This window comes from Brevibacillus laterosporus, from assembly GCF_030489605.1.
Lineage (GTDB): Bacteria > Bacillota > Bacilli > Brevibacillales > Brevibacillaceae > Brevibacillus_B > Brevibacillus_B laterosporus_E.
Map to the genome: position 1 here is coordinate 13876 of NZ_JAUKFY010000018.1, position 25053 is coordinate 38928.

At 41.4% G+C, this 25053-nt stretch carries 28 protein-coding genes; 19 read left to right on the forward strand and 9 right to left on the reverse strand.

Features of this window, described 5'->3' with window-relative positions:
* Nucleotides 1-49 precede the first annotated feature (49 nt).
* Genes QZ995_RS17280 through QZ995_RS17290 form a run of 3 tightly spaced genes read left to right on the forward strand, consistent with a single transcriptional unit; the run spans nucleotide 50 to nucleotide 3043 of the window.
* A complete protein-coding gene (locus QZ995_RS17280) occupies nucleotides 50-1174 on the forward strand; it encodes a hypothetical protein (protein ID WP_301809252.1) in 1125 nt (374 codons plus the stop codon).
* Entirely contained in the window at nucleotides 1092-2054 is a 963-nt protein-coding gene (locus tag QZ995_RS17285; protein WP_301809256.1) for a 2-hydroxyacid dehydrogenase, read from the forward strand. Before QZ995_RS17280 ends, QZ995_RS17285 begins: the two co-directional genes overlap by 83 nt.
* Nucleotides 2051-3043: an alpha/beta hydrolase gene (locus tag QZ995_RS17290; protein ID WP_301809259.1), complete on the forward strand. Its 993-nt coding sequence runs from the start codon at nucleotides 2051-2053 to the stop codon at nucleotides 3041-3043. Before QZ995_RS17285 ends, QZ995_RS17290 begins: the two co-directional genes overlap by 4 nt.
* A gap of 91 nt (nucleotides 3044-3134) precedes the next feature.
* On the opposite strand, the gene QZ995_RS17295 is transcribed toward QZ995_RS17290, so the two are convergent.
* Nucleotides 3135-3356, reverse strand: coding sequence for a NifU family protein (locus QZ995_RS17295; RefSeq protein ID WP_003334633.1), 222 nt, complete (start codon nucleotides 3354-3356; stop codon nucleotides 3135-3137).
* Between the two features lie 260 nt (nucleotides 3357-3616).
* Here QZ995_RS17295 and cysK point away from each other — a divergent pair, with 260 nt between their 5' ends.
* From cysK to QZ995_RS17325, 6 genes are all read left to right on the forward strand, one after another.
* The gene (gene cysK, locus QZ995_RS17300) at nucleotides 3617-4540 is read left to right on the forward strand and encodes a cysteine synthase A (RefSeq protein WP_301809266.1); all 924 of its coding nucleotides are present in this window, start codon (nucleotides 3617-3619) and stop codon (nucleotides 4538-4540) included.
* A gap of 1 nt (nucleotide 4541) precedes the next feature.
* Nucleotides 4542-5675, forward strand: coding sequence for a bifunctional cystathionine gamma-lyase/homocysteine desulfhydrase (locus QZ995_RS17305; RefSeq protein ID WP_031411495.1), 1134 nt, complete (start codon nucleotides 4542-4544; stop codon nucleotides 5673-5675).
* Nucleotides 5676-5981: 306 nt separating this feature from the next.
* Entirely contained in the window at nucleotides 5982-6305 is a 324-nt protein-coding gene (locus QZ995_RS17310; protein WP_301809271.1) for a YuzD family protein, read from the forward strand.
* 98 nt (nucleotides 6306-6403) lie between these two features.
* Nucleotides 6404-7045: a hypothetical protein gene (locus tag QZ995_RS17315; protein ID WP_301809274.1), complete on the forward strand. Its 642-nt coding sequence runs from the start codon at nucleotides 6404-6406 to the stop codon at nucleotides 7043-7045.
* A gap of 191 nt (nucleotides 7046-7236) precedes the next feature.
* Nucleotides 7237-8334, forward strand: coding sequence for a YheC/YheD family protein (locus QZ995_RS17320; protein ID WP_301809276.1), 1098 nt, complete (start codon nucleotides 7237-7239; stop codon nucleotides 8332-8334).
* Nucleotides 8335-8824: 490 nt separating this feature from the next.
* Nucleotides 8825-11845, forward strand: a complete 3021-nt coding sequence (locus tag QZ995_RS17325; RefSeq protein WP_301809279.1) for a sensor domain-containing protein — start codon at nucleotides 8825-8827, stop codon at nucleotides 11843-11845.
* 206 nt (nucleotides 11846-12051) lie between these two features.
* On the opposite strand, the gene QZ995_RS17330 is transcribed toward QZ995_RS17325, so the two are convergent.
* Nucleotides 12052-13119: an NAD(P)/FAD-dependent oxidoreductase gene (locus tag QZ995_RS17330; protein WP_301809281.1), complete on the reverse strand. Its 1068-nt coding sequence runs from the start codon at nucleotides 13117-13119 to the stop codon at nucleotides 12052-12054.
* Nucleotides 13120-13312: 193 nt separating this feature from the next.
* On the opposite strand from QZ995_RS17330, the gene QZ995_RS17335 reads away from it, so the two are divergent.
* Complete coding sequence (locus QZ995_RS17335; protein WP_301809283.1) at nucleotides 13313-13561, forward strand: YuzB family protein; 249 nt, start codon at nucleotides 13313-13315, stop codon at nucleotides 13559-13561.
* Nucleotides 13562-13646: 85 nt separating this feature from the next.
* Here QZ995_RS17335 and mqnE read toward each other — a convergent pair whose 3' ends face one another.
* Nucleotides 13647-14750: an aminofutalosine synthase MqnE gene (gene mqnE, locus QZ995_RS17340; protein WP_301809286.1), complete on the reverse strand. Its 1104-nt coding sequence runs from the start codon at nucleotides 14748-14750 to the stop codon at nucleotides 13647-13649.
* Between the two features lie 245 nt (nucleotides 14751-14995).
* Between mqnE and QZ995_RS17345 the strand changes: the two genes are divergently transcribed.
* The 3 genes from QZ995_RS17345 to QZ995_RS17355 all read left to right on the forward strand — a co-directional run bounded on the left by QZ995_RS17345 (nucleotide 14996) and on the right by QZ995_RS17355 (nucleotide 16660).
* Nucleotides 14996-15211 carry an aspartyl-phosphate phosphatase Spo0E family protein gene (locus QZ995_RS17345; RefSeq protein WP_301809287.1) on the forward strand — a complete coding sequence of 72 codons (216 nt, stop codon included), beginning with the start codon at nucleotides 14996-14998 and terminating at the stop codon, nucleotides 15209-15211.
* A 191-nt stretch (nucleotides 15212-15402) separates the two neighbouring features.
* On the forward strand, nucleotides 15403-15759 hold the full coding sequence (locus tag QZ995_RS17350; RefSeq protein WP_301809290.1) for a HesB/IscA family protein: 357 nt from the start codon (nucleotides 15403-15405) through the stop codon (nucleotides 15757-15759).
* A 157-nt stretch (nucleotides 15760-15916) separates the two neighbouring features.
* Entirely contained in the window at nucleotides 15917-16660 is a 744-nt protein-coding gene (locus tag QZ995_RS17355; RefSeq protein WP_301809292.1) for a metallophosphoesterase family protein, read from the forward strand.
* A gap of 72 nt (nucleotides 16661-16732) precedes the next feature.
* Here the strand turns inward: QZ995_RS17355 and QZ995_RS17360 are convergent, their stop codons facing one another.
* The 6 genes from QZ995_RS17360 to QZ995_RS17385 form a co-directional block, all read right to left on the reverse strand.
* The gene (locus tag QZ995_RS17360; RefSeq protein WP_301809295.1) at nucleotides 16733-17527 is read right to left on the reverse strand and encodes a DUF4247 domain-containing protein; all 795 of its coding nucleotides are present in this window, start codon (nucleotides 17525-17527) and stop codon (nucleotides 16733-16735) included.
* A 12-nt stretch (nucleotides 17528-17539) separates the two neighbouring features.
* Nucleotides 17540-18046 carry a DUF4178 domain-containing protein gene (locus QZ995_RS17365; protein ID WP_301809298.1) on the reverse strand — a complete coding sequence of 169 codons (507 nt, stop codon included), beginning with the start codon at nucleotides 18044-18046 and terminating at the stop codon, nucleotides 17540-17542.
* A 12-nt stretch (nucleotides 18047-18058) separates the two neighbouring features.
* Nucleotides 18059-18469 (reverse strand): DUF350 domain-containing protein, encoded by a 411-nt coding sequence (locus QZ995_RS17370; RefSeq protein ID WP_301809299.1) that lies wholly within the window; start codon nucleotides 18467-18469, stop codon nucleotides 18059-18061.
* 102 nt (nucleotides 18470-18571) lie between these two features.
* The gene (locus QZ995_RS17375; RefSeq protein WP_064019416.1) at nucleotides 18572-19237 is read right to left on the reverse strand and encodes a PspA/IM30 family protein; all 666 of its coding nucleotides are present in this window, start codon (nucleotides 19235-19237) and stop codon (nucleotides 18572-18574) included.
* Between the two features lie 257 nt (nucleotides 19238-19494).
* Nucleotides 19495-19767 carry a hypothetical protein gene (locus QZ995_RS17380; RefSeq protein WP_301809303.1) on the reverse strand — a complete coding sequence of 91 codons (273 nt, stop codon included), beginning with the start codon at nucleotides 19765-19767 and terminating at the stop codon, nucleotides 19495-19497.
* 143 nt (nucleotides 19768-19910) lie between these two features.
* Nucleotides 19911-20915, reverse strand: a complete 1005-nt coding sequence (locus QZ995_RS17385; RefSeq protein WP_437124750.1) for an NAD(P)/FAD-dependent oxidoreductase — start codon at nucleotides 20913-20915, stop codon at nucleotides 19911-19913.
* Between the two features lie 388 nt (nucleotides 20916-21303).
* Between QZ995_RS17385 and QZ995_RS17390 the strand changes: the two genes are divergently transcribed.
* The 6 genes from QZ995_RS17390 to QZ995_RS17415 all read left to right on the forward strand — a co-directional run bounded on the left by QZ995_RS17390 (nucleotide 21304) and on the right by QZ995_RS17415 (nucleotide 25042).
* Nucleotides 21304-22503: an NAD(P)/FAD-dependent oxidoreductase gene (locus QZ995_RS17390; RefSeq protein ID WP_301809306.1), complete on the forward strand. Its 1200-nt coding sequence runs from the start codon at nucleotides 21304-21306 to the stop codon at nucleotides 22501-22503.
* Between the two features lie 11 nt (nucleotides 22504-22514).
* Nucleotides 22515-22769, forward strand: a complete 255-nt coding sequence (locus QZ995_RS17395; RefSeq protein WP_301809309.1) for a hypothetical protein — start codon at nucleotides 22515-22517, stop codon at nucleotides 22767-22769.
* A gap of 122 nt (nucleotides 22770-22891) precedes the next feature.
* Nucleotides 22892-23368, forward strand: a complete 477-nt coding sequence (locus QZ995_RS17400) for an NUDIX domain-containing protein (protein ID WP_301809311.1) — start codon at nucleotides 22892-22894, stop codon at nucleotides 23366-23368.
* Nucleotides 23369-23561: 193 nt separating this feature from the next.
* Nucleotides 23562-23711 (forward strand): YuiA family protein, encoded by a 150-nt coding sequence (locus tag QZ995_RS17405; RefSeq protein WP_301809313.1) that lies wholly within the window; start codon nucleotides 23562-23564, stop codon nucleotides 23709-23711.
* Between the two features lie 260 nt (nucleotides 23712-23971).
* On the forward strand, nucleotides 23972-24253 hold the full coding sequence (locus QZ995_RS17410) for a YuiB family protein (RefSeq protein ID WP_301809315.1): 282 nt from the start codon (nucleotides 23972-23974) through the stop codon (nucleotides 24251-24253).
* 111 nt (nucleotides 24254-24364) lie between these two features.
* Entirely contained in the window at nucleotides 24365-25042 is a 678-nt protein-coding gene (locus QZ995_RS17415; RefSeq protein ID WP_301809318.1) for a 3D domain-containing protein, read from the forward strand.
* Nucleotides 25043-25053 lie beyond the last annotated feature (11 nt).

Below are 25053 nucleotides of genomic sequence, written 5' to 3' on the forward strand. Positions count from 1 at the left end.
TGAAATGTCATAAGCTATTTCAACAGAGTCAGGGCAGGAGGGTTAGGCAATGGAAGAACTATTGGGCAAGTTTTGTGAGGAGTACTCTTTTGTTGATGTAGAGTGGAAAGAGGAGAATGGACGCAAGCTGTTGTATACGGATCGAGGGTTGCACTACATCCACACTTGTCCCCCATCGTACCGGGCAAAGGGCTTTTTAGTCGAGAAGGCAATGGATGTGATCCATAAAAATTGTGATCTAAAAGTCCTGCCAATTTGTAAAGCAAATGATGATAATTATCATATGAAAGATGGAGAAGTTCTGTATTATCTGCAAGAGGGCATGAGGGAGACGACATGGGAACGCCATTATTTTAATCTGGGTAGGTCACTGGCGGAGTTTCACCAAGCGACTCGCACGCTTTCATGGGATAAGCTCTATTTACCGTACCGTTCCTTAGGTACATGGCCAGAGATGTGGGAAAAGAAATGTAAAACCTATGAAAGTTTACTCGATAGTCTGGAAAAGTCGAAAGCATTCAACCCCTTTGAGGTTTATTTATTTACAATGTTTACGTATATACAAGTATCTGCATCCACCGCTATTGATTATTTAAATGGCAATGGTTACAAACGATTGACCAATGCTATCAGTAAGCAAGGAAAGATAGCTTTTCAGAATTTTCAAGATGGTCATATATTGTTTCATGAAAGTGGAAAAAGATACATTGCGGGACAATATAGCTGGGTACTGGATATGCGTACGCGTGATATTGGGCAAGGTATAAAATGGATTGTTCGCAAAAATGGATGGCAAGAAGATAAAGTAATAGAATTTTTAGTGGGTTATCAATGTATAGCACAGCTTTACCCTGAGGAATATTGCTTTATTTTTGCGATGCTTTTGTATCCCTCTCGCTTTTTAAAAACAGTGGAGATTTATAGCCTCATGGGCGACGAGGAGCGCGCAATAGTGGGAGAGGATTGGCAAACCCCGCTTGATGCAGAGCTTGCTACCATGGAACAAGTGCTTGGGCAATATCCAGAAGCAATTCGTCAGTACTTCGGCGTTGAGATTCCCGAGATACATTGGCTATGGAGGTTACCTGAAGATGACAACAAAACCATTTGTATATGTGACACGGAAAGTAGCGGAGGAAGCTATGAGCCTTTTAGCGACTATAGCGACTGTTGAGGTATGGGATCAGGAATACCCTGTCCCCCGCGACATTTTATTAGAAAAAGCAAAACGCTCGGACGGCTTATATGTTATGCTGTCCGACCGGATTGATCGCGAAATCATTGATGCTGCTCCTCATTTAAAAGTAATCTCTACCCTCGCTGTTGGATATGACAATATTGATTTAGAAGCTTGCAAAGAGAGAGGTATTGTTGTAACGAATACACCGGATGTGCTAACGGATGCTACTGCGGATCTGACTTTTGGACTGTTAATGGCGGCTGGGAGACGTTTTATAGAAGCAAACAGAGTGCTGATGAATGGAGAATGGAAAACATGGAGTCCTTATTTCATGGCGGGCCAGCGCATTCACGGTGCAACGATTGGAATCATAGGGATGGGGCGGATTGGTGAAGCTGTTGCCAAAAGGGCGGCCGGCTTTGATATGCGTATCTTATACCATAATCGGAGCCGCAGAGTAGAGGCAGAACAGACCTATGGGGCTACATATTGCTCATTACCTGATTTATTGTGTGAATCTGATTATGTGGTGCTATTAACTCCATTGACGGAAGAAACAAAAGGTCTAATGGGTGCAGAGGAATTTGCCATGATGAAGTCTACGGCAGTCTTCATTAATGCCTCGCGTGGAGCTACAGTAGATGAAGAGGCTCTATACCAAGCTTTGAAACAAGGAACGATTTGGGCGGCTGGTTTAGATGTTTTCCAGCAGGAGCCGATTCCAACAAATCACCCCCTCCTGTCACTTCCAAATGTAGTGGCTCTTCCGCATATCGGCAGTGCTACTTATGAAACGCGAGATCGTATGGCGATGCTTGTATCTGAAAATCTAGTGGCTGTACTTTCGAAAGACGAGGCGATTACTCCTATATGAACCAAACCTTTTTGATGTCTTTGGTCTGTTTCGTCTTCGTAGTGATCGCGTTGCTAGTAGTGATTAGCTTGTATGTTGGTCAAAAATTACTGCATCCAAGACGTAAGCCGATTAATGTTCATCCTGAGGATTACGGTTTACCTGTATACGACTGCATTACATTTCCAAGCCGTGATCAGTTGCAGATGAAGGGCTGGTATTTCTCTGCTGCGAAGCACCGAGAAGCGCTCTTGAATCAAATAGATAAAGGAACCGCAGAGGCTAAACAGGATAGCAATTCTGTACAACCACTTAAGCATGCTACGATTATTGTTGCCCATGGCTACAGTCAAAATCGCTTAGAACAGCATTTACCGGCGTTAACGCTTGCTAAATCCTTCGTGGAAGCCGGATATGATACAATCCTTTTTGATTTTCGAAATGCTGGGGAATCAGAAGGAAATTTGACTACAATTGGGTTAGAAGAGCAGAAGGATTTGTTAGGAGCAATTGATTTTGCCAAAAACTACGCTCCAGATCATTCTATTGGTTTGATTGGTTTTTCTATGGGGGCGGCTACCGCTTTGCTGGCTGCAGGGGAAGATGAACGCGTGAATGCGGTGGTTGCAGATTGTCCCTTTGCTTTATTATCTGATTATCTTTCTAACAATTTGCCAGTGTGGACAAGACTTCCTTCCTTTCCGTTCACATCGATTATCCTAACCGTCATACCGATCCTGGTGGGGGCAAGCCCAAAGCAGGTGAAGCCTATCGAGGCTGTGAAACGATACGGCTCTAGACCGTTGCTCCTTATTCATGGCAGAGAGGATAAGACGATTCCTCATAAGGAAAGTGAAAAATTATATGAAGCAGCCATGCATCCCGAAGCAGAATTATGGCTGGTTCCAGAAGCCGATCATGTACGGTGTTATACAAGAGATAGAGCATTGTATTCTCGTCGGGTTATTCAGTTTTTTGATCGCTTTGTGGGGAAAAGTCCGAGTAAGTAAAATCGGACTTTTCCTATATGCTGCATCGGTTTTTACACAAAAAAAGCATTCAAGGCATAGGCGCATGAATGCTTTCAATCGTATAATAATCTTAAAATACTTGTTGAACTTCTACAACACCAGGTACTTCTTCAACTAATGCGCGTTCAATACCGGCTTTTAGGGTGATGGTAGAAGAAGGGCAGCTACCGCATGCACCCATCAGACGTAGTTTAACGATGCCATCTTCAACGTCAACAAGTTCAACGTCACCGCCATCGCGTTGAAGGTACGGACGAAGCTTTTCTAGTACTTCTTGTACTTGTTCTTTCATGGATAATCACTCCTTTTCAACTCCATTCTATTATAATCTCCCTATTTGCGAAAATCCATGAGTTTCTATACTTATTATCATTCTTTTATCAAAAATAGGGGAGAAATGCAGAATTGGTGCTGATTCATGAGAAAGTCCTTCCTGAGCGGACAATATTAAGATAAATGCAAAAAGTTAGCTGAAAGCATGTTATACTAATGGCGTTCCTACTTGTACTTATATATTCCTGCATATAAACATTGGATCGGAGGAAGATCTACGTGAAGGTTTATCGCAACATAAAGGAATTAATTGGAAATACACCTATTGTTGAACTGACGCAATTTGCTTTACCAAAAGGAGTTCGTCTGTTTGCTAAATTGGAGTCCTATAATCCAGGGGGTAGTGTAAAAGATCGTCTCGGAGTAGAATTAATACGAGATGCAGAAGAACGCGGTCTCTTGCAGCCTGGCGGGACTATTATTGAACCAACAGCAGGGAACACAGGGGTTGGTGTAGCGCTGGCCGCCGTTAATACTTCTTATCGTGTAATCTTTTGCGTACCTGAAAAATTTTCAATGGAAAAGCAAGAGCTTATGCGTGCCTTGGGGGCGGAAGTGATAAATACACCAACGGAATTAGGAATCAAGGGAGCAATAGCTAAGGCGAAGGAATTAGCCGAGAGCATTCCAGGAGCATTTGTGCCGCAGCAATTTGCCAACCCAGCAAACCCAGAGGCTCACTATAAAACAACAGGTCCTGAGATTTGGGATCAAATGGACGGCCAGGTGCACACCTTTGTGGCTGGTGCAGGGTCTGGTGGTACCTTTATGGGAGTAGCACGTTATTTAAAAGAACAGCGTGCATCGATCAGAACTGTTATAGTTGAACCAGAGGGCTCTATCTTAAACGGAGGAGAATCCGGTCCACATAAAACAGAAGGAATTGGGATGGAGTTTATCCCAGACTTTATGGATACTTCTTATTTTGATGCTGTATATACCGTTTTGGACGAGGAAGCCTTTTCTCTTGTAAAAGAATTAGCGCGTAAAGAAGGTATTTTGGCTGGTAGCTCAGCGGGTGCGGCTTTACATGCGGCTCTGCAAGAAGCAGAAAAATCTGTTCCAGGAACGAATATTGTTGTACTATTTGCAGATAGTAGTGAGCGATATCTATCGAAGCAAATCTATCAGGGGGGTCTATGATATGAGAATGAAAACTCGATTAATACACGGTGGTATTGAGGGAGATATTCATACAGGAGCAGTATCCACACCGATTTATCAGGTGAGTACCTATAAACAAGAAGGAATTGGCGTTCATAAAGGCTATGAATATTCGCGTACAGGTAATCCGACACGCCACGCACTTGAAACCTACATGGCTGACTTAGAAGGCGGGGCACGCGGATTAGCGTTTGGTTCGGGAATGGCAGCCCTATCCACTATTCTGTCCCTGTGCAGTCAAGGTGATCATCTTGTTGTAGGAGATGATGTCTACGGTGGTACTTATCGCGTAATTACTCGCGTTTTCTCAAAATTGGGCTTGGAGGCTACCTACGTCGATACGACTGACCTTGCTGCTGTCGAAAAAGCATTACGTCCTAATACCCGAATGATTATTATGGAAACGCCTACTAATCCACTGCTAAACGTAACAGACATAAGAGCGGTGGCCGCTATTGCGAAATCTAAAGGGATTTTACTCGTAGTAGATAATACCTTTATGACTCCTTATTGGCAGAACCCATTGGATTTAGGTGCCGATATTGTCTTCCATAGCGCAACGAAATATTTAGGTGGGCATAGTGACGTAGTAGCTGGTATCGTTGTTACGAAGGAAGCCGAGCTTGGTGAACAGTTGCACTTCCAGCAAAATGCCATTGGGGCGATTTTAGGCCCTCAGGATTCATGGTTATTGCTGCGTGGAGCTAAGACTCTGGGACTCCGCATGGAGGAGCATGAAAAGAACGCAAATCAATTAGCTAAGTGGCTCCAAGAACAAGCTTCGATCAGCCGTGTGCTTTATCCAGGTCTTGCATCTCACCCGGGTCATGAGCAAATGAAGAAACAAGCGCGAGGCTTTGGCGGCATGATTTCTTTTGATGTAGGCAGCGATAAACGCGCAGAAGAAGTTTTATCTAAATTAAAGTACTTCACTCTTGCTGAATCCTTAGGAGCTGTTGAAAGCTTAATCGGATTACCTGCTCGTATGACGCATGCCTCGATTCCTGCCGAACGACGTGCAGAGCTAGGAATAACAGATGGATTGCTTCGTATCTCTGTAGGTATTGAGGATGTAGAGGATTTAATGGAAGATCTGGAACAAGCTTTATCTTAAAAAATTATATTTGTAAGTGTAAAAGTAAGAAGCCGACCCAAACAGCGAAATCATGTTGGGTTGGCTTTTTTACATACACAGCAAGCACTCTTACTTTGGCTAGATGCATGGCATCGTATTTGCTAGAGTAGACTCTAACAAGAGATATACAAAAATACCTGAATGTAAATCGTACACCCTGTCATACATGCTTTTATTAACTAAGAAATGTTATTTTTTGAGAAAGATTTGAATGTTCAATCGGTATAGACGGCTGCAAACCAAAAACAATATAATGAAGTCAAATAGGGAAGCGGAGGGGTTCAAATGAAAGTAGAAATCCTGGTATATGGAACGGAGCAATTATGCGCAAGCTGTGTGAATCTACCTTCAGCTAAAGAAACAGCAGTATGGCTGGAAGCGGCTGCCGGAAGAAAGTTTGTACAGGATCAATTTGTCGTACGTTACTGTGATTTCTTACATCCCGCGACAGAATCGGATCAATTATGGGCAAAAAGAATTGAAGAGGAAGATTTGTGGTACCCACTTGTCGTAATTTCCGGGGAAATTGTCGGAGAAGGAAATCCAAAGCTAAAGCAGGTGTATGATGCTTTAGAAAAAGCAGGCGTTCAACCGATCGAAAGCTTTTAGGAAATGGAAAAAATAAGGTGTAACCTTTTTGTAAAGACTTCCTTACAGGGAAAACGTTATGATAAAGATGCAATCATAACAGAAAGAGAAGATGATGAATGAAATACCATAAATGGATAGGGCTTTTAACCCTCGGCCTTTTACTTGTCGCCGGATGTAGTGATCGGTCGTTAACCAATCCCGCGTTACTATCGAATGTTAGTGCAGAGGATACAACTTTAGAGATGTCGAACCAAATACCAAATGATCCTGCAAAGCCAGAGCAGTCTGATAAACCGCAATCCATAAGTAAGTCCTCGCCTATTGTGAAACAAGAAGGTATCGGAAAACAATGGGAAAAAAATATAATGCCAATCGATCCTGGTAAAGTTATTGGAATGACAGTACAGCAATTATTTGCAGAAAAAGGTGAAGGGAAAAAGGAATATGGTTATAATGCGGATGGAAAATTCCTATCGGCTATTGAATACAAGGAAACGTGGTTTCAATGGAAGGAGCCAGCGAGAGCTCAATATATTATCAATAATAACAAAGTAATGCAAATTACCTTAACCTATGAGAAAAGTACAAAGGTGCATGATCTAATTAAACAGATATCTAGTCTCTTAGGTGAGGGGGAACAACGTAAAGAAATTGGTGCTCCTTCCTCGTACTCTGCGCATTGGAAAACCGAAACGGCAACATTTGACCTACAGTATTTTGACACCTATACGGAGATTTACATCTTTCCTGCTCGTTAAAGAATTGTTAAATGAATGAACACCAGAAAACCTGCCTTGCCCGTCTGCTTTTGGGAACAAAGGTAGGTTTTTTGTATTTACGTGCTTTTGCTAGTGGACAAAATCGTGTTACGTTTCAATTCACTTCAGTGCTGGCCTATTCATAATCTGAAGATAGCAAGGATAAGCAAGGATAAAAAAGGTGGATGAGAATGGCTAATAAAAAACTGATTGGAATTTTAACAAGCAGAGAAAAAGCGACGTTTAAGGAACCTAAATACTTTCGGAATTTGATCCATCAGGGGGAAAAGCTAGGAGCATCAGTATTTCTATTTTCGCATCGTGATGTATTGGTCAAAAAGCGACGAGTCAGGGGATATGTACCGGGTAAACATGGTGGCTGGAGAAGCAAATGGTTTAGATGGCCAGACGTAGTCATAGATCGCTGCCGAACTAGACAACCAGGATACTTACCCTTTCGCCGTAAGCAGCATTTTTTATATGCAAATAGCATTTTCTCTAACAAATGGAATATAACGAAATATCTATGGACAGACAAAACCATGAGAAAATGGATGCCGCGAACTGAAATTTATTCAGAAGAGGCCTTGCAGGACTACGTAGAGAATTATTCGATTGTTTATGTAAAACCCGGTAACGGAACAGGTGGCCGCAGCGTTCTTAAAATTTCTAAGGTAAACGGTGGTTTTTTACTGGTTGGAAGGAATAGGAATTTGCAGCGTAAAACATGGCAGGTAGCATCTAGAGATGCTTTGCTAGAGCGGGTCAATCTGTGGGTGGGTCAGGAGCGAATTCGTAACGGTTATTTTATGGTTCAACAAGGTCTAGATTTAGAATTACTGCCCAACAGGCCAAGTGATACACGCTTATTGATTCAGAAAAACCAACAGGGACAATGGAGTATTACGGGTTTAGGAGTAAGGGTTGGATTGTTGAACAGCGCTACCTCGAATCTGCATAACGGTGGCAAGGCCACTGACTTTACCAGCTTCATGAACAACAGATTTGGTGAAGATAAAAGTAGAAAAATTTTACAGGAGTGTCATGAATTAGCTTATTATACCGTTCAGAAATTAGAGGAAAAGTATGGTCGAATGTTAGAACTTGGTTTGGATATCGGGATAGATACGGCAGGGCAAATTTGGCTAATAGAGGTGAATCCAAAACCGGGCCGTGATATCTTTTTAGGAATGGGAAAAGCTAAGCTGTATAAGAAAGCAGTCCGTAATCCTTTAGCCTATGCCATGTGGCTTGTTGACACGGAGAAAAAAATTTTAAGAAATAAGTAAGTAAGAAATACGTTACTGGAAGCAAAACCAACCTAGAAGCCAGAATGCAAAGGAACGGAATAACTGTTCAAGGAGCCAAGTTAGCTACAGGAGTCTACTTATTGTGAGAACAGTAGGTGGCATCTGTAGCTTTGTTTAAGTTGTAAAGATGACAGAGATAGCAAAAATCTTGTCTGCTAAATAAATAGGCATAAGGATAAAATATTACTAAAAGAAACATTGTGTCGGAATATATACGTGGTGGATAATATATCATTTACTTATAAAAATACAGGAAGAAAAACCCGTTTTTTTGGGGCATAAGGCAGGAATTAATATGAAAAAAGTCGAATACCAAAGTGCTATTGATGCGATCTTTACTAGCCTTCAGCATGTATAAAGCAAGTCTACTCTAGATTAAACAGATAGTTTGAATGGTAATGAGGAGTATTTGAGTGGATAGAATAACATCCACATTCGTAGGAAAAGGTGTAAGGGTAGGAGGTAGCTCATGTCTGACAGAGATTTTTATTCCCCGCAACAATTGAGGAACAACGAGCGTCTTCACACCATTGGAGAGCAGGAGAGTCAAATTGCTAATTTACAAAGAAGTATAGCTCAAATGGAAAATAAACTACAGGAACTAACACAGCAGCATAAAAGAATCTTTGAAAAACTGCAAACTCAAATCTTTGCAGGTAAACGACAAGAGGATGGTTCTTTTGTTCTCACCTTTTCGGAAGGTAAAGTTGCAGAGGATTTAGGAGTTACAACAAGGGATGTAGAGGGGAAAACGATTACCGAAATTTTTCGTCCTGATATAGCTTCCTTTGTTCAGCAAAAATTCGAAGAAGCATTCTCCGGATGCTGTGTGTGGTTTGAATTTGAGCAGAATAGACGCTTTTATATTACGCAAATCTCCCCCCTTTTGGAAGGCGATAAAGTAACCGAGATTGTCGGTACAGTGTTAGATATTACGCAGTCAAAGCGTGCGGAGCAGAAAAAGAAACTGTATGCACAAAAATGTAAAACCAGTTTGTCGATTCTGCCTCACGTCCTGTTTTCCTTTGAAAAACGAGAAGATAACCAAATTACCGTTACATTATTTGAGGGGGCACTTACTAAGCGTTTTGGAGTGGGCATAAAAGAGGGGTCCCTTGAAGATGTAATGCTACCGAACATGGTAAAAATAATGAAAAGTCATGTAGAGCGCGCCTTTTTGCAAGAAACAGTTGATTTTCAGGTTTCACTTGATAACAGGCTGTATCATGGACATATGAAACCAGTAATCATTCAGAATTGTGATACAAACAATCCAAAAGTGACAGAAATTGTTGGTTTTTTAACCGATGTAACTGAACAAAAACAAGTCGAAGAAATGCTGCACGTAGTGACCCAAGGGATTACGAATAAGATGGGGGAAGAGTTTTTTCATTATCTAAGTCGCTCATTGGTGGATGCTTTGGAAGTGGATTACGCATTTATTGCAGCATTACATAAGGGTAAACCAGGTCGTGCAGTTACGATATCCATAAGAGGTAAGCAAGCTTATTTAGAGAACATCGAGTACGATATTGCTCATTCTCCTACTGAAGAGGTGATCAGATCTGGAAAAATCTGTGTGAAAGAAGGCGTGCAGCAGATATATCCCCTCGATCAATCTCTTCGTTTCTTTCAAGTGGAAGCCCAAATGGGACAGCTTTTATATGACTCTAATGGCAGGCCGATGGGGGTTCTTGCCGTTATGAGCCGCAAGCCAATCACCAATCCAGGATTAATTGATTCCATGTTACATTTATTTGCGTCCAGAGCTTCTGCTGAGCTAGAACGCAAATTGGCAGAAGAGCAGCTCATTAAAAATAATGCTATATTGCGAGCGACACACGAATCGATGATGGACGGCATGCTAATTGTTAATGAATGGGATCAAATCGTACATTACAATCGAAAATGCAGGGAAATGTGGAAGATACCTGAAAATGTGGAGCAACAAAACAATGCCAATCATTGGCTTATGTACATGTTGTCGCAAATTAAGAATAATCATCAGGCAACAGCCCTTTTTGATCTTACCCAAGTGAACAAGCCGCAATCTGACACAGTAGAAATAAGCTTTCATGATGGACGAGTCTACGAGGTCTACTCGGGACCGATCGATTCATCTCAGCAGCATTATTACGGGAGAATTTGGATATTCAAGGATTTAACAGATCGGAAAAAACACGAAGAGATGATGAGCCAAAAACTTTTTTATGATTCGCTGACAGGGTTGCCAAATCGGGTATTGTTTGATGATCGTCTACTCCTAGCTATTTCTCAGGCAAAGCGGACGGAGAGTATGCTGGCTGTAGTCATTTTAGATTTGGATTGCTTTAAGGTATTTAATGATACATTGGGGCATGCAGCAGGAGATCGTCTATTGCAATTAGTCGCAGCTCGTTTGGCTGATCATATGCGTGAGGGTGATACCGTTTGCCGCTTGGTAGGAGACGAGTTCCAATTCATTTTCCCGGATATATCTAGCCTTCAGGATGTGGCTCAACTCTCACAAGAGCTACTAGATAAGATTGCGCTTCCTTTTGAGATGGAAGGTCAAAGTTTAACAATGACTTGCAGCATTGGCATTAGCTTGTATCCAAATGACGGAACTACACAGCTAGAATTAGTGAAAAATGCTAAGGCAGCTTTATACCGATCAAAAGAAAAGGGCGGAAATATTTATCAATTGTATACGCCTGCTATGACGCAAAGTGCTTTTCAGAAGCTCACTCTTATGCAGGATTTACGACATGCAATCGATCGTAATGAGCTTTTTTTACAATACCAGCCCCGTTTTGATCTAAGCTCAGGAGAGTTAATTGGGATGGAGGCATTGGTGCGATGGCAGCATCCTAAGCTAGGATTGATCTCACCAGGTGATTTTATTCCATTAGCCGAAGAGATGGGGTTCATCGTCACGTTGGATGAATATGTTCTCAAAGCAGCATGTATTCAGAATAAAAAATGGCAACAAGCTGGATTAAAGCCAGTACGCGTAGCTGTTAACATTTCTCCTGTTGAGTTTCAACAGCGTAACCTCGTTGCAACCATCGCCAAAGTTTTGCAAGAAACCAATCTTGCTCCGGAATATTTAGAGGTGGAGATTACAGAGGGTGTTACTATGCATAAGGTAGAGACAGCCATTACTACCTTGCATGAGCTTAAGGAATTAGGCATTCATTTATCTATTGATGATTTTGGGACGGGGTATTCCTCCCTTAGCTATCTGAAAAAATTTCCGGTGGATACTCTTAAAATAGATCGTTCCTTTATTCGTGATATTACAGTTGATCCTGATGATGCAGAGATCGTTTCCTATATCATTGCATTAGCTAGGAGTTTAAAGCTGAATGTAATTGCAGAAGGAGTAGAGACAGAAGAACAGAAGAGCTTTTTAACGGAAAAGCAATGCTATGAGATGCAGGGATTTTATTTTAGCCCTCCGCTTCATACAAATGAATTTGCTAACTTATTAGAGAACCTAAGCAAGTAACAAGGCAGATCATCATAGACAAAAAACCCGGTATATCATCCGGGTTTTCTTTTTCACTTTTTCTAGATGCAAATTGCCGATTTAATATATGTAATAGTGTAAATGTTTTGATATTATAGGATGGAGTGAAATGCTGAGAAGAGAAATAAACAACCGCTCCTTCAAAAAGTCAGAACGGTCGTTGTATCAAAATTCATTCAATTAAGTTAACCTAAATGGTTTTTATACATCCAAAGGACACCGCTTTTCATTACACGCGGCATTTGACCTACAAGCGACATTTTGCCCATTACGCCAAAACCTTCTTTTTTGCCAAGAGAGCCTAGTGTTCCTTTAAGCTTAATAGCGGGCATTACGCTAGGATAACCCTCGCCCTTGATCTCACGTTTTAATACCATGGCGATTTGCTCACCTTGCATCTCAGCAAGCTGGGCGCTTGGGGCATAAGGTAAGCTGGCGCTGTCACCCACGACGTACACATTGGTATAATCAGGTATCTGATGATAAGGGTTGAGGATTGCCCGTCCGCTGTTATCATGCTCAATCGGCAGATTACGTACAATGCGATTTGCTTGAATACCTGCTGTCCAGACGATAACATTGCTCTCTATAGGTTGATTGTTGTTATAAACCACACCATCCTCAACACAGGTTACATTAGCCATATTAATGAGTTCAACGCCATTTTTAATAAACCATTCAGAAGCATAATCCTGCAATTTTTTCGGAAAAGGGCTTAAAATGCTTGGCCCGCGATCCAATAAACGAATGGTCAGATCCGGACGGCTCTCACGTAATTCAGCAGCAATTTCTACACCGCTTAAACCACCGCCGACAACAGTAACTGAACCATAAGGGTTAATATTATTGATCGCTGCATAAGCGCGACGAGTAGAGCCCAATGTTTGAATAGAGTGTGTGTATAGATCGGCTCCCGGAATATTATGATAACGATCCTCACAGCCCAATCCAAGAATGAGCCAATCGTATTCTAATTCTTCTTCATTTTCAAAATGGATCAAGCGCTCAGTTAGGTTGATGTCAATAACTTCTCCGTGTTTAATCTGTAAGCGTGGGTCGCTTGGAAAGGGCACTCGTACTTTACTTTCTGGTTCTGTTCCGGCTGCTAACGCGTAGTATTCGGTTTTTAAACCGTGAAAAGGCATACGATCTACTAGCGTTACCGAAACGTCTGCCGGCAAGTCAGGGGTAAGTATGTGTTCGATGATGCGTAGGCCCCCATAGCCACCACCTAAGATAACTAGTCGTCTCATAGGAAGTCTTATCCTTTCTATGCCATATTTAAAACGGTTCCATTTCAGACAATGGAAGTGCAACAGAAACTTTTAAACGCATAAGGAAAATGATATAATTTGAAGTCGTCCCCAATCATTATAACTCTACCGTCTGATTAGGTCGAGTTCCAATATTCACATAACTGCAATAATTTTTGAATAGGAGGGGCCCATGAAAGCTTTAGTCGAATTTTGTTCAAGCAATGTCATTTCTTATACCAAAACAGTCATGGATGCACTAGAAAATGATCCTGATTTGGATGTGGATGTGGTGGAATATGGCTGTTTAGGACACTGTGGCGAATGCTACATGCAACCATTTGCACTAGTTAATGGAGATTTCGTCACAGCGGAAACGACGGATTCGCTTTTGACATTAATTAAAGAAAAAATACAGGAATTTGTTCAGGAATGGCAATAATCGGGCGAGGAAAGTCCATTAAAAAGAAGAACGCTTGTTGAGAAGTCCACTTCAGTGGCCACCTTCAATCAAGCGTTCTTCTTTATTAGTACTCTTTAATCACGTTATAGTGCGTGTCGCGTTCTACAGCAATTTTACCTGCACCTTTAATTAACCAGATCAGGTCTTCCTTGGTGATCCCTTGGTCAGATAAAGCACCAGCAGCATGGCTGATACGTTCTTCTACCAGGGTGCCGTGGGCGTCTGAGGCACCAGCACGTAAAGCTAGCTGGGTTAATTGTGTACCGATATTAATAAAGTAGGCTTTAATATGATCTACATTATCTACCATAAGACGGCTAATCGCAATCGTTTTGATGTCGTCCATCGCAGAAGTACGGCGTCTAATACCCGCTGTAGCTTTCATTGGTTGGACCGCTAAAGGAATGAAGACCTGGAATCCATTTGTCTCGTCCTGTAATTCACGGATACGCGACATGTGAATTAAACGCTCTTCTTTCGTTTCAATGGAGCCGTATAGCATTGTACATGGGGTCAGCATACCGAGTCCATGGGCTGTACGGTGTGCAAGCAACCAATCGTCTGTGCTTGCTTTATCAGGACTCATTTTAAGACGGTATCGCTCCGTTAAAATTTCGGCCCCGCCACCTGTCAAACTCTCAAGACCTGCATTCATCAATTCTTTCAGCACTTCTTCCATGCTGATGCCAGCTATACGGCTAAAAAATTCAATTTCTGCTCCGGTATAGGCTTTGAGTGCAACATCTGGATATGCCTTCTTTAAGGTGCGAAGTGTGTCGACATAGTAGTCAAAAGGAACATGATTGTTATGACCACCAACGATGTGGAACTCACGAATGCCATCATTAAAACGAGTTCCTACATAGTGAAGCAATTCTTCTGAACTCATCGTGTAAGCGCCCTCTTGATCCTGATCGCGGCGGAAACCACAAAAGCGGCATTTAGCTTCACATACATTGGTCGGATTAATATACATATTTTGAACAAAGTAAACTCTATTTCCATTTATACGCTCGTTCACCAAATTAGCCAGTTGAGCAATACTAAACACATCGTCTGATTCGTAAAGGGCTAGACCATCTTCTATGGTAAGACGCTCTCGATGTAAGACTTTTTCAGCAATCGATTGCAGCGTTTTATCTTGCGAAGCTATTGTTAGCAAGGACATATTTTCAACTCCTGAATAATTATATAATACACAATCCAATGATCGTTCCATCAATTAAAGTATCTCTATTATAAGCTTCTTTGATAAATGCAACAACCTTCTAAGTTTTTACTGTGACAAGTTAAAAACTTGACAAGAACACACAAAATTGTACAAAATATACAGAACAAATAGTGACTTTTGTTTGCAGAGGGTTTTATTCTAAAGTAAAATGTGAGATATAGCTACATGAGGGGGGAGAGAAAATGCGGGAACAATTACTCGAGAAAATGGAACTCCTTCGCCAACAGATGGTAGAAATTGGGACTCAATATGGGTTACATCACCCAGAGGTATTACGTTGTAGCCGGGAAATTGATTTGTTACACAACCAGCTTTTACAAATGGAAAAAGAAGTAACCTTCTGCAATGATAAGCCTTTCCACCTTCATATATTTGAGAATCGAACCTATTTCGCTTGAGGTTTACACTATACACTTCATGGACGGCGTCTTACAGGCGTTGTCTTTTTATTTCACTTTGTTTTCGAAAATTCTTACTTGGAGAAGTGCATCGTTACCTTGTTGCACTATCTAATTCTTTGTATACTTAAGGGAAGCTGTTTTATAATAAAAAACAGGATGTTATCATTGTTGATCGAGGAGGGAATAGCATGATCAACTTCACACCTCAAGCAAGTGCTAAAATTCGTGAATTGCTGGAAGCGGAGAATAATCCCAATATCTTTTTGCGCGTTGGCGTGAAAGAAGGCGGATGCAGCGGCTTCTCGTATGGCATGGGAACGGATGAATCAACGAGCGAAACCGATCAGATTTTTACGTATGAGGGTTTTAAAGTAGCGGTTGATGCCGAAAGCTATAAATATATTGAAGGACTCGTAATTGATTATAAGGAATCCATGATGGGCGGCGGATTTACGATGGAGAATCCGAATGCTGTCGCTTCTTGTGGATGTGGTGCTTCATTCCGTACGCGTGATTACGCGGGAAAAGCTGAAAAATGCGAGTAAGTGCTTTCTAATAAGCGAGCTCCGCAATCAGAGAGAAGGCCTTCTTGCCTTATGTAGGGGAATTCATACATGAGCAAGAGGCTTCTCTTTATTTTTTTACTACACAAGGGAATGGAATCAAGAAGCTGTTACTTGAGTGAGAGAGGGAGGAGAATACGTGGAAAGGATAGCCGTAATCTCTGATATTCATGGAAACATACCAGCATTGGAAGCTGTGCTAAACGACATAGAGAAGCGCGGAATTAAAGAGATTTATTGCTTAGGAGATTTGGCTGGAAAAGGACCTGAACCTGAAAAAGCGGTTGACTTGATAAGAGAAAAGTGTTCCGTTACAGTGCGCGGCAACTGGGATGACTTCATTGGAAATCCTACAGAGGATGAGGCGTTTGTCTGGCAGCAACGCCGCTTAGGAGAAGAACGGATTCGTTATCTGAATACCCTGCCTTTTTCCTATGATTTTTGGATGAGTGGCAGATTGATTCGCTTGTTTCACGCTTCTGCCGATAGTGTCTTTCATCGTGTTCGTTTCACTGCCCCGGTGGAGGAGCGTCTGGCTATGTTCGACAACACGGAAGCAACGGGAAAAGGAGAACATACACCTGATGTAGTCATCTACGGAGATGTGCATCATGCATTTATTCAAGGATTAAAAGCAAAATCGTTATGCAATGCGGGGAGTGTTGGAAATCCTTTGGATATGACACAGCCTTCTTATATGATATTGGAGGGTGAGCTACATAAGCGACAACCAAGCAGTTTCTCGATGTCAATTGTACGTGTTCCGTATGATGTAGAAATCGCTATTCAAGTAGCGATTGATGAGGGTCTTCCAGCAGGTGAACTAGCTGCTTATAAAAAAGAATTGCGCACCGCACGTTACAGAGGATTACCGGATGAATAACAAAAGGACCCAGGAGAGGATGTCTCTTTGGGTCCTTTTAAACTATAGCTATCTATGGTCCGCGATGACAAATCATCGACGCCGCTTAATGCTGCCAAATCCCTTTTTAACCTTTGGTGGAGAATTGGTGCGCGGTCGGTCAAACATGGAGGAGTCCTTTTTGGAGGACGAAGAGCTGCCAAACCATGAACTACCTCCGCTGTCGCTTTGAGAATCTCGGATGATTTTACCCTTAGATTTCGTTGTGTCAGCATCGGATTTCTTAAAAATACTGCCGTCAGAGGAAGACGATTTTCCACTATTATCAGAAGAACGGCGTAGGATAGAACCCTTGCCTTCGGTAGTAATAGGAGCAAAGGTCTTTTTGTCTTCTTTTGTGGGAGTATGGTAATCGGTCCCTGATTTATAGATATCTCGACTAGAATAACCACGATAGTTACCTTGACCTTTGTATTTCATCGAATCAAACAGGTCACCTAATACAGAGGCTAAAAAGTAACCTTCTAGGAAAGACATATTATAATTTTTTTGAACGAATTCCTTACTATCCACTTCAATGATGGTATCGCTCGGATTAGCTTCATCCTTTTGCAGATGATACCATTCATCGGAATAGATAAGAAACATGTGGTCTAGATCTTCCTTGGAAATTTCCTTGGGCTGTCGTTTTTCAGCCAGCTCCTTGGCAACCTCAGGAACCGTTTTGTCTGTCGCGCGATAAATGCGCGATGATTCGGCCCCGTTTTTCGTAATCTTCTCTAGTGGATAAGATGATCCAACTGACTGATCGGCGCAACCAGCTAAGAGTCCGGCGACCAGAGAGAGGACGAGGGTTGTCTTTAAGAATTTTGACAATGCTTGCCACATGAGGCCTCCCTCCTACACTCCCCGGAGTACTTTTACATCAGCGGGGATGATAAATTCTCCTTCATACAACATAAAGCGTCCGTCTTGCCATTCAATGCGCAATAGCTTGCGGTTATCGGATTGGAATTCCCAGACATATTGTTCACCATCTGAAGAAAATGGTGTTTTTCCTTGTGAAGTCATTCTTCCATCGTATTGCTCTTCCAAATGATATTCAATGTCATCTAACTCGATAATAGTAGGAACCTCATCAGGAGAGTCGAGCCGCCCATCAATTGGAGTATACAATTCATAGCTGGTTTTCTCGCGTTCTTCAATTTTCAAATAACGCAGGGTATTGCCATCCTGTAAGGTTAGCATAATTGCGTTTCGTTTCGGATTACGAGTGCGTCCTACAACTTGGTAGGTAACGAATGAGACTTCTACAATATCGCCTGGTCCCACGGTCAGGATACTTTTTTCAACAAGAGGAGGCTCAGGCTTTTTTAGGATATTTTTAACACGTTGAAAAAAACTCATATGCATTTCCTCCTACACCAGGCAAGCGGTAATAATAAAGGCGCCGGTAACATGAAGAGAGCCGGAAAAGAGCGCATGGGCTACTTTTCCTTCCTGTGTTCCTTTATTTAAGTCAAGACCTGCTATCTGGTATACGCCAAATTGAACGACTTTTTCGAGAACAAACAATAACACGAAAGATACGACTGAAACGAGCAGTCCCTGAATTAAATCGTTAGATAAAGATAATGATTGCGATAATATATAGCCCTGAGCAAGCAGTTTCATAATAAAGCGAGTGGAGACAGCTACATTTCCTCGCTTAATCTCTTCCATGTCTTTATACTTGGTGAATAGAGTATCGATCCACATCAAGAGGCATAGCAAGAGAGCGCCTGAGGCAGTCCAGACGATCATTCGTAAAATATTCAAATCTCCGAGCATACGAAACCTCCTTAATCATTTTGACGCATGATGCGTGTAATATCCAGTGAAAAAACGTGGAATAAGTAACAGAAAGAAGAAAGGGGGGCCGCATAAAGCGGTTTACCCCTGATATTTTTTTAGTAGCGCAGCTAGTTCGTCCTCGACTGCTTTATCCTTATGCAATTGGGCAATTTCATCATCTAACGAGGTTTGTTTTTTGTAAATTTCACCGCTTGCCTCTGCTTCAGCTTCTAGTTGAAGGGCACGATCTTCCATGCGCTTAAGGCCAGCCATCGCTGTATCACTGTTAAATCCAGCCATGCTTTTGTTGATATTTTTTTGTGCATTTGCTGCATTCACGCGAGCCACTAATGTTTCGCGTTTATTTTTCAATTCCACCACTTGCTTACGCATTTCTTCTAGCTTCAAGCGCAGGTTGTCGGCGGCTTCTTTATTTTTTGCATAGCTCGCTTTGTATTCTTCCATTTTTGCAGTAGCTGATTTTTTCTCTTCTAATGCACGACGAGCAAGATCGATATTTTGAGCTTGAGCGGCAATGTGTGCTTGCTCCTCACGCTTTTGAACCAATGCTTCTTGTTCCTCATACAGCAGCTTGAATTTTTTTTCAAGAGCGATTTGAGCAGCTACAGCTTTCTCAGCATCCTCTAAATCCTGCTGCATATCACGCAGATATTGATCAGTCATTTTAATTGGATCTTCCGCTTTTTCAATTAGAGCATACAAATTAGACATGGTTAAATCACGAAGACGTTTAAAGAATGACACAAAGCATTCCTCCTTGTTAGTGGCAAACATATTAGTTAGGCCTATAGGCCCTAGCATTTTAGCGCTTATACTCTGTATTACGTCTGTAGTCGAGAGAAGTTTCATTTAGGAAAAAAGAATTTGTTTCTCATTTGCTCAAAGCTGATGAGACGTTTACAAGAAGCCCCTACACGCTGTTCCTTTCTTATTTTACTCGAAATGGAAGGTAAAAAAGAAGTGCAGAACATAAAAAAAGGCACAAACTCATATGAGTGTGCCTACTCTAAGTGAATCGAAGCTAAGCTTTGCTCCTGTACGGGTACTATTTTGGAGCATCCACACTCTGTACAGCTACATATATGTAAACAGAGCTGAGGAATTAAATCGGCATAGCCGTTTGATTTCTTACTACCATCAATGGAGACATACGGACTGTAATCGCCTTGATAATCGGACAGTTTCCCTTTGTCTTGAAAATAACTACGGCAGTTGGGACAGCGTTCTAATAATTCCCGAAATCCATTGCAAATGGGGCATATGGAGCTGTTCATATCGCACCTCCTAGAAATAGAGTGTACGAGCTGAAGAAACGTTATGCAAAAAACCCCCTTCTTAATGAAAAGGAAAGGGGGTTGAAAAGAAGTTTGTGAATTTACAATGTTCTGTCTATATCGGTAATCGGTTTTTGGAGTGTTTATAAATTCATGCTAGAGGAGTGACCCGGTTGTAGCTTGGCATTTGGATTGATATAAGCAATCGCATTGTTAACAGCCGTAGGGGCTTCACCAAACCCAACTGCAATCAGCTTGACTTTGCCTGGGTACGTAGCAATATCGCCTGCCGCGTAAATGCCCGGAACACTTGTCTCCATTTTTGAGTTTACAACAATGGAATTCTTCTCTAGCTGAATTCCCCAATTTTTAATTGGTCCTAAGGATGAAATGAAGCCGAAGTTCACAATGACATCATCCACTTCGATTTCAGTTACCTCTTTGCTGATGTTATGCTCAATCGTAAGGCTCGTGATTCTGCCTTGGTCTGATTTAATGGAGGATAGTTCATAAGGAGTGAGTACGTTCACCCGAGAAGCCATCATTTTCTCTACACTATGCTCATGTGCGCGGAATTTATCGCGCCGATGAACGATATGTACTTCTTTCGCAATCGGCTCCAGCATCATTGCCCAATCAACAGCGGAATCTCCACCGCCAAATAGAACAACGCGTTTATCTTTAAAGGCGTTTAAATCAGTAACAAAATAATGTAGATTTGTTTTCTCAAAGCTCATGGAGTCGGGATGCTCCAGACGACGAGGTTCAAACGCACCGACTCCAGCTGTAATAATAACAGCTTTTGAGTAATGCACCCCTTTGTCTGTAGTAATTTGTAAGCTTCCATCTGCTTGCTTTGCTACATCTTCAACCTTTTCCTCTAAGCAAATGGTAGGGTTAAAATGAGAGATTTGTTGCTTAAGGCCATCTACCAATTCTTGTGCGCGCACTTTTGGAAATCCTGCTACATCATAAATATACTTTTCAGGATATAGCGCACTTAATTGTCCGCCTAATTGCGGCATGCTTTCGATGATTTTCACGCTCGCTTGACGCATACCGCCGTAAAAAGCCGTAAACAAACCAGCGGGACCCCCACCAATAATTGTTAGATCGTATACCTGCTCATCTCTTTTTAATGAACTCAAAGTCCCATACACCTCCATATTCACTATAAAAATGCTAAGCCACTTCCTATTATATACAGCCGAACACCTGAAAAAAAAGAGAAAGTATGAATCAACAACAATTTAGAGTCAAATTCGGCAATTTTGTGTCAAAAACTACTTGCAAACCATGAAAAATGTCTCTATTATTAGTTTGTATTGGTGAAATATGTGCAATTTTTCACAGATAGTTGATCTTTTTCACTGTGACATGCTTACTTTTCACTGTAATTATTTTAGATACCCACTATTGCAATTATTTTTTTATGATGCAGGGAACAGTATAAATACTATCTTTTATCGTGAAAAAAAACACATGATGCAAGATGATTATTTAAAATTTGTAATGAGAGATGGAAGGAGTTTATCCATGAGCACACCAAAGATTCTAATCCTGGGGGCAGGTTATGGCGGCGTTACTACCGCTTGTGAATTGCAAAAAAAATTAAATCATAACGAAGCAGAAGTGACTCTAGTCAGCAAGCATGATTATCACTATTTAACTACATGGCTTCATGAGCCAGCAGCAGGCACAATGCCAGCTAGTCGCGCTCAAATTTTCCTAAATGAAATCATTGATAAAAATAAAGTAAATGTAATTAAAGGTACCGTTTCTAACATTTCTGGCGAACAACAAAAAGTAACGCTTGAAGACGGAACAGAGCTGGAATACGACTATTTGGTTATTGGCCTTGGTAGCGATCCAGAAACATTTGGTATCGAAGGCCTTAAAGAAAATGCACTTACAATCCGCAGCATCAATGCGGTTCAAAAGATTAAAGAACACATTGAATATATGTTTGCTTCTTATAATAGTGAACCGGAACGCACAGACTATTTGACATTTGTCGTTGGCGGAGCAGGGTTCACTGGAATTGAGTTCTCAGGTGAATTGGTAAACCGCATCCCTGAGCTTTGCCGTGAATATAACATTGACCCATCATTGGTGAAAGTATATAGCATTGAAGCAGCTCCAACCGCATTGCCTGGTTTTGATAAGGATCTAGTTGACTATGCAATGAATCTATTGAGCAGCAAAGGTGTAGAATTCAAGATCAATACACCTATCAAACAATGCACGCCAGACGGTGTAATCTTGGCTACAGGTGAAGAAATTAAATCGAAAACTGTCATTTGGACAGGTGGAGTTCGCGGAAATGCTGTAGTTGAAAAATCTGGTTTTGAAGTAATGCGCGGACGTGTTAAAGTAGATGAATTCATGCGTGCTCCTGGTTATGAGAATGTATTTGTCGTTGGTGACTGCGCATTGATATTTAATGCTGAAGGTCGTCCATATCCTCCAACAGCTCAAATTTCAATTCAAGAGGGCGAAAACGTAGCCCGCAACCTAAAAGCTTTGGTTCGTGGTGAAAAACTAACTATGGTGCCTTTTGTACCGAATTTACAAGGTACTCTTGCTTCACTTGGTAAAGGTGAGGGAATGGGTATCATCTTTAATAAGAAAAAATTATTTGGTTTATCTGCCGCGTTGATGAAAAAAGGTAGCGACGTTCGTTACCTTTACAAAATCGGCGGTCTTGGAATGGTCTTGAAAAAAATTCGTCTCTAGGAGAGTAGCGAATGCGCCATGCTAGTGTACAGGTAAGAGGACTTCTTACACGCGAAGAGTTAGACCGATATAATGCGCTTTTGGAAATTGGGGCATATCTGGAACAACAAGAACGTTATGATTTGTCCTGCCACATTCAAAGTGAAGTGGATCGTCTGATAATGCCGGCCATTGAACGCTTAAAAGAAAAAGGTCGCGAGCGTGATCAGGAGAATTTGCGGTACATGATTGACCATGGTTTATTGGATATTCATGAGGAAGAATAAGCATAGCTCGTAATAAAAGACGGTAAGCCCTCCTGTCTCTAGGAATTTGATAGAGATAGGAGGGTTTTTTTGTGCTGTGCGGATAGCGTATACTACATGAAAGAAGTAGATAGGAGGATACAATGCGAGAATCTAAGGTATGGCTTGCTGCTGGCGGCATCGTAGTTAAAGGCGATGAAGTTTTGGTTGTGAAGAAAACATATGGTGGATTAAAGGGGAAATGGTCTTTTCCTGCTGGTTTTGTAGAACCGAATGAAACCGTGGACGAAGCAGCGGTGCGAGAAGTGTTGGAGGAGACAGGCATAGTTGGACGTGTACGTCAGGTTGCAGCCTTGCGCACAGGCGTAATTCGTGAGGAAATTAGCGATAACATGATTGTATTTCTGATGGATTATGTTGAAGGTGATCCACAGCCTCAGGAAGGCGAGATTGAGGTCGCTGCCTTTATGCCCATTAATGACTTGCTTGCAGACCCGCTTGCGACAGAGTATATTCAGATTATCTTGCCTCATGTTCCTACGATGTCTTCCTATCTAGTGGGAGAATCATATGTACCAGATCCTATATTTGGTTATTCAAGTTATAAAATTTTTACCTAAATGCTGTACAAGATGCCGAGCTTTATTGAAATACGCTCTGAAATAATCAGAAAAAACCTGATGATTCCGCTTACATCAGGTTTTTTGATTCTTTTTCCAAGGAAATAAAGGTGGAAATCAAGCAGAAATGCTGTTATTATTTGAAAAACTAAATTATCTGAAAATAAAAGAACGCGAAATGGAGAGAGGAACAATGAGGAAACATACTGAAGAAGCATGTCCATATTGTAACGGTCAGGGCTACTTTCATGTAGCGGTTGGCGGAACAGAGAATTGTCCAAGCTGCAAGGGCAATGGGATGAATAATGAATTGTGTAAGGAACTTCAACCGCTCCAATCATAAGAGCAGAAGAGAAAAAAATAAGAGGCAGAATGGAAGAGAGTATTCATGGAATTTCAATGGAACATATTTTGAAGTAGCCCACGACATCAGAGGATGCAGGGCTGCTTTTTTCGTTTCTATCCTTTTTATACCTCTTCGGGACATTAAGAAGCTGTGAGTTTTGATAAGCATTTTCTTTGGAAGTTGTTCAATTGACCGCTAAAGCACTTTTGGATACACTAAAGTCAGAATATAAACCAAATTCGGAGGTATCTCCTGCTATGTTTATGGCATTAAATCCAATAACACTTATTATTTCTGTTGTGTTATTTAGTATTTTAGGCTTTGGCATCGGTTTTATTTTAAATATGCTTTTAAGAACGACATGGCTTCCTTTTGCTCTTACGATTGGACTAATTGGTTATGTAGTCATTTCCCTTATTGTAAAAGATACACCCCCATCTATTTGGGATTATGTCGTGTTGTATGCCGGAATCGTAGGGACTTTTGCCAGTGGCTGGACGATTCAAACCTTACGTAGAAAAGGATATCGGATGTTTTAATTGGTAGCACTCCTTGAGTAATCAGGGGGTGTTTTTGTGTGTCCTAGTAAATAATGTATATCCTCTCTCACTATTGGAAATGACTAGATGATGAGAGGAGGCAAATAGAAGATGAAATGGGTACGTTTTGTGAGTTTACTCACGATTAGTATGGCATTCCTGCTTGGTCTTACGTCATACGGCTATTCTTCCACCATCATTGATGCAGGAGGCACCACCAGTTCACTTGGTTTGCACGAGAAAAAAGAAGGCTATAAAATGATAAAAAAAAGATATGTGCTTTCTAGCTCCATGACAGAAACAAATATGGACACCCAAAAGAACGATCAATCGCAGAACAGAAAATTAGGAAACAGAATAAATAAATCAGATGAAACAGCTATTTTAAACCAATATCCTAAGGTACGGGTCGTGGCTACTGGTTATTATGCAGGTGTAGAATCAACTGGAAAAAGCCCGGGACATCCCTCGTATGGCATCACGTATTCCGGTATAAAGGTGCACCGCGGGACATACTCCACGATTGCTGCTGATTTGCAAGTTTTCCCGCTCGGGACGGTATTGTACGTTCCCGGTTATGGGTATGGTGTAGTTGCAGATAAGGGTGGAGCGATCCGTGGTAAGAAGCTCGATTTGTATTTCAATACAAAAAACGACGTGTACAGCCAGTGGGGTAAGCGTGAAGTGGAGGTCTTTGTTATCCATCGTGGAAAAGGATTTGTAAACGAAGAAATGATGAAGGCCTTGAATAAAGATGGTGTAGAAGCATTTGCAAGAATTACGAATTAACAAGAAAAAGA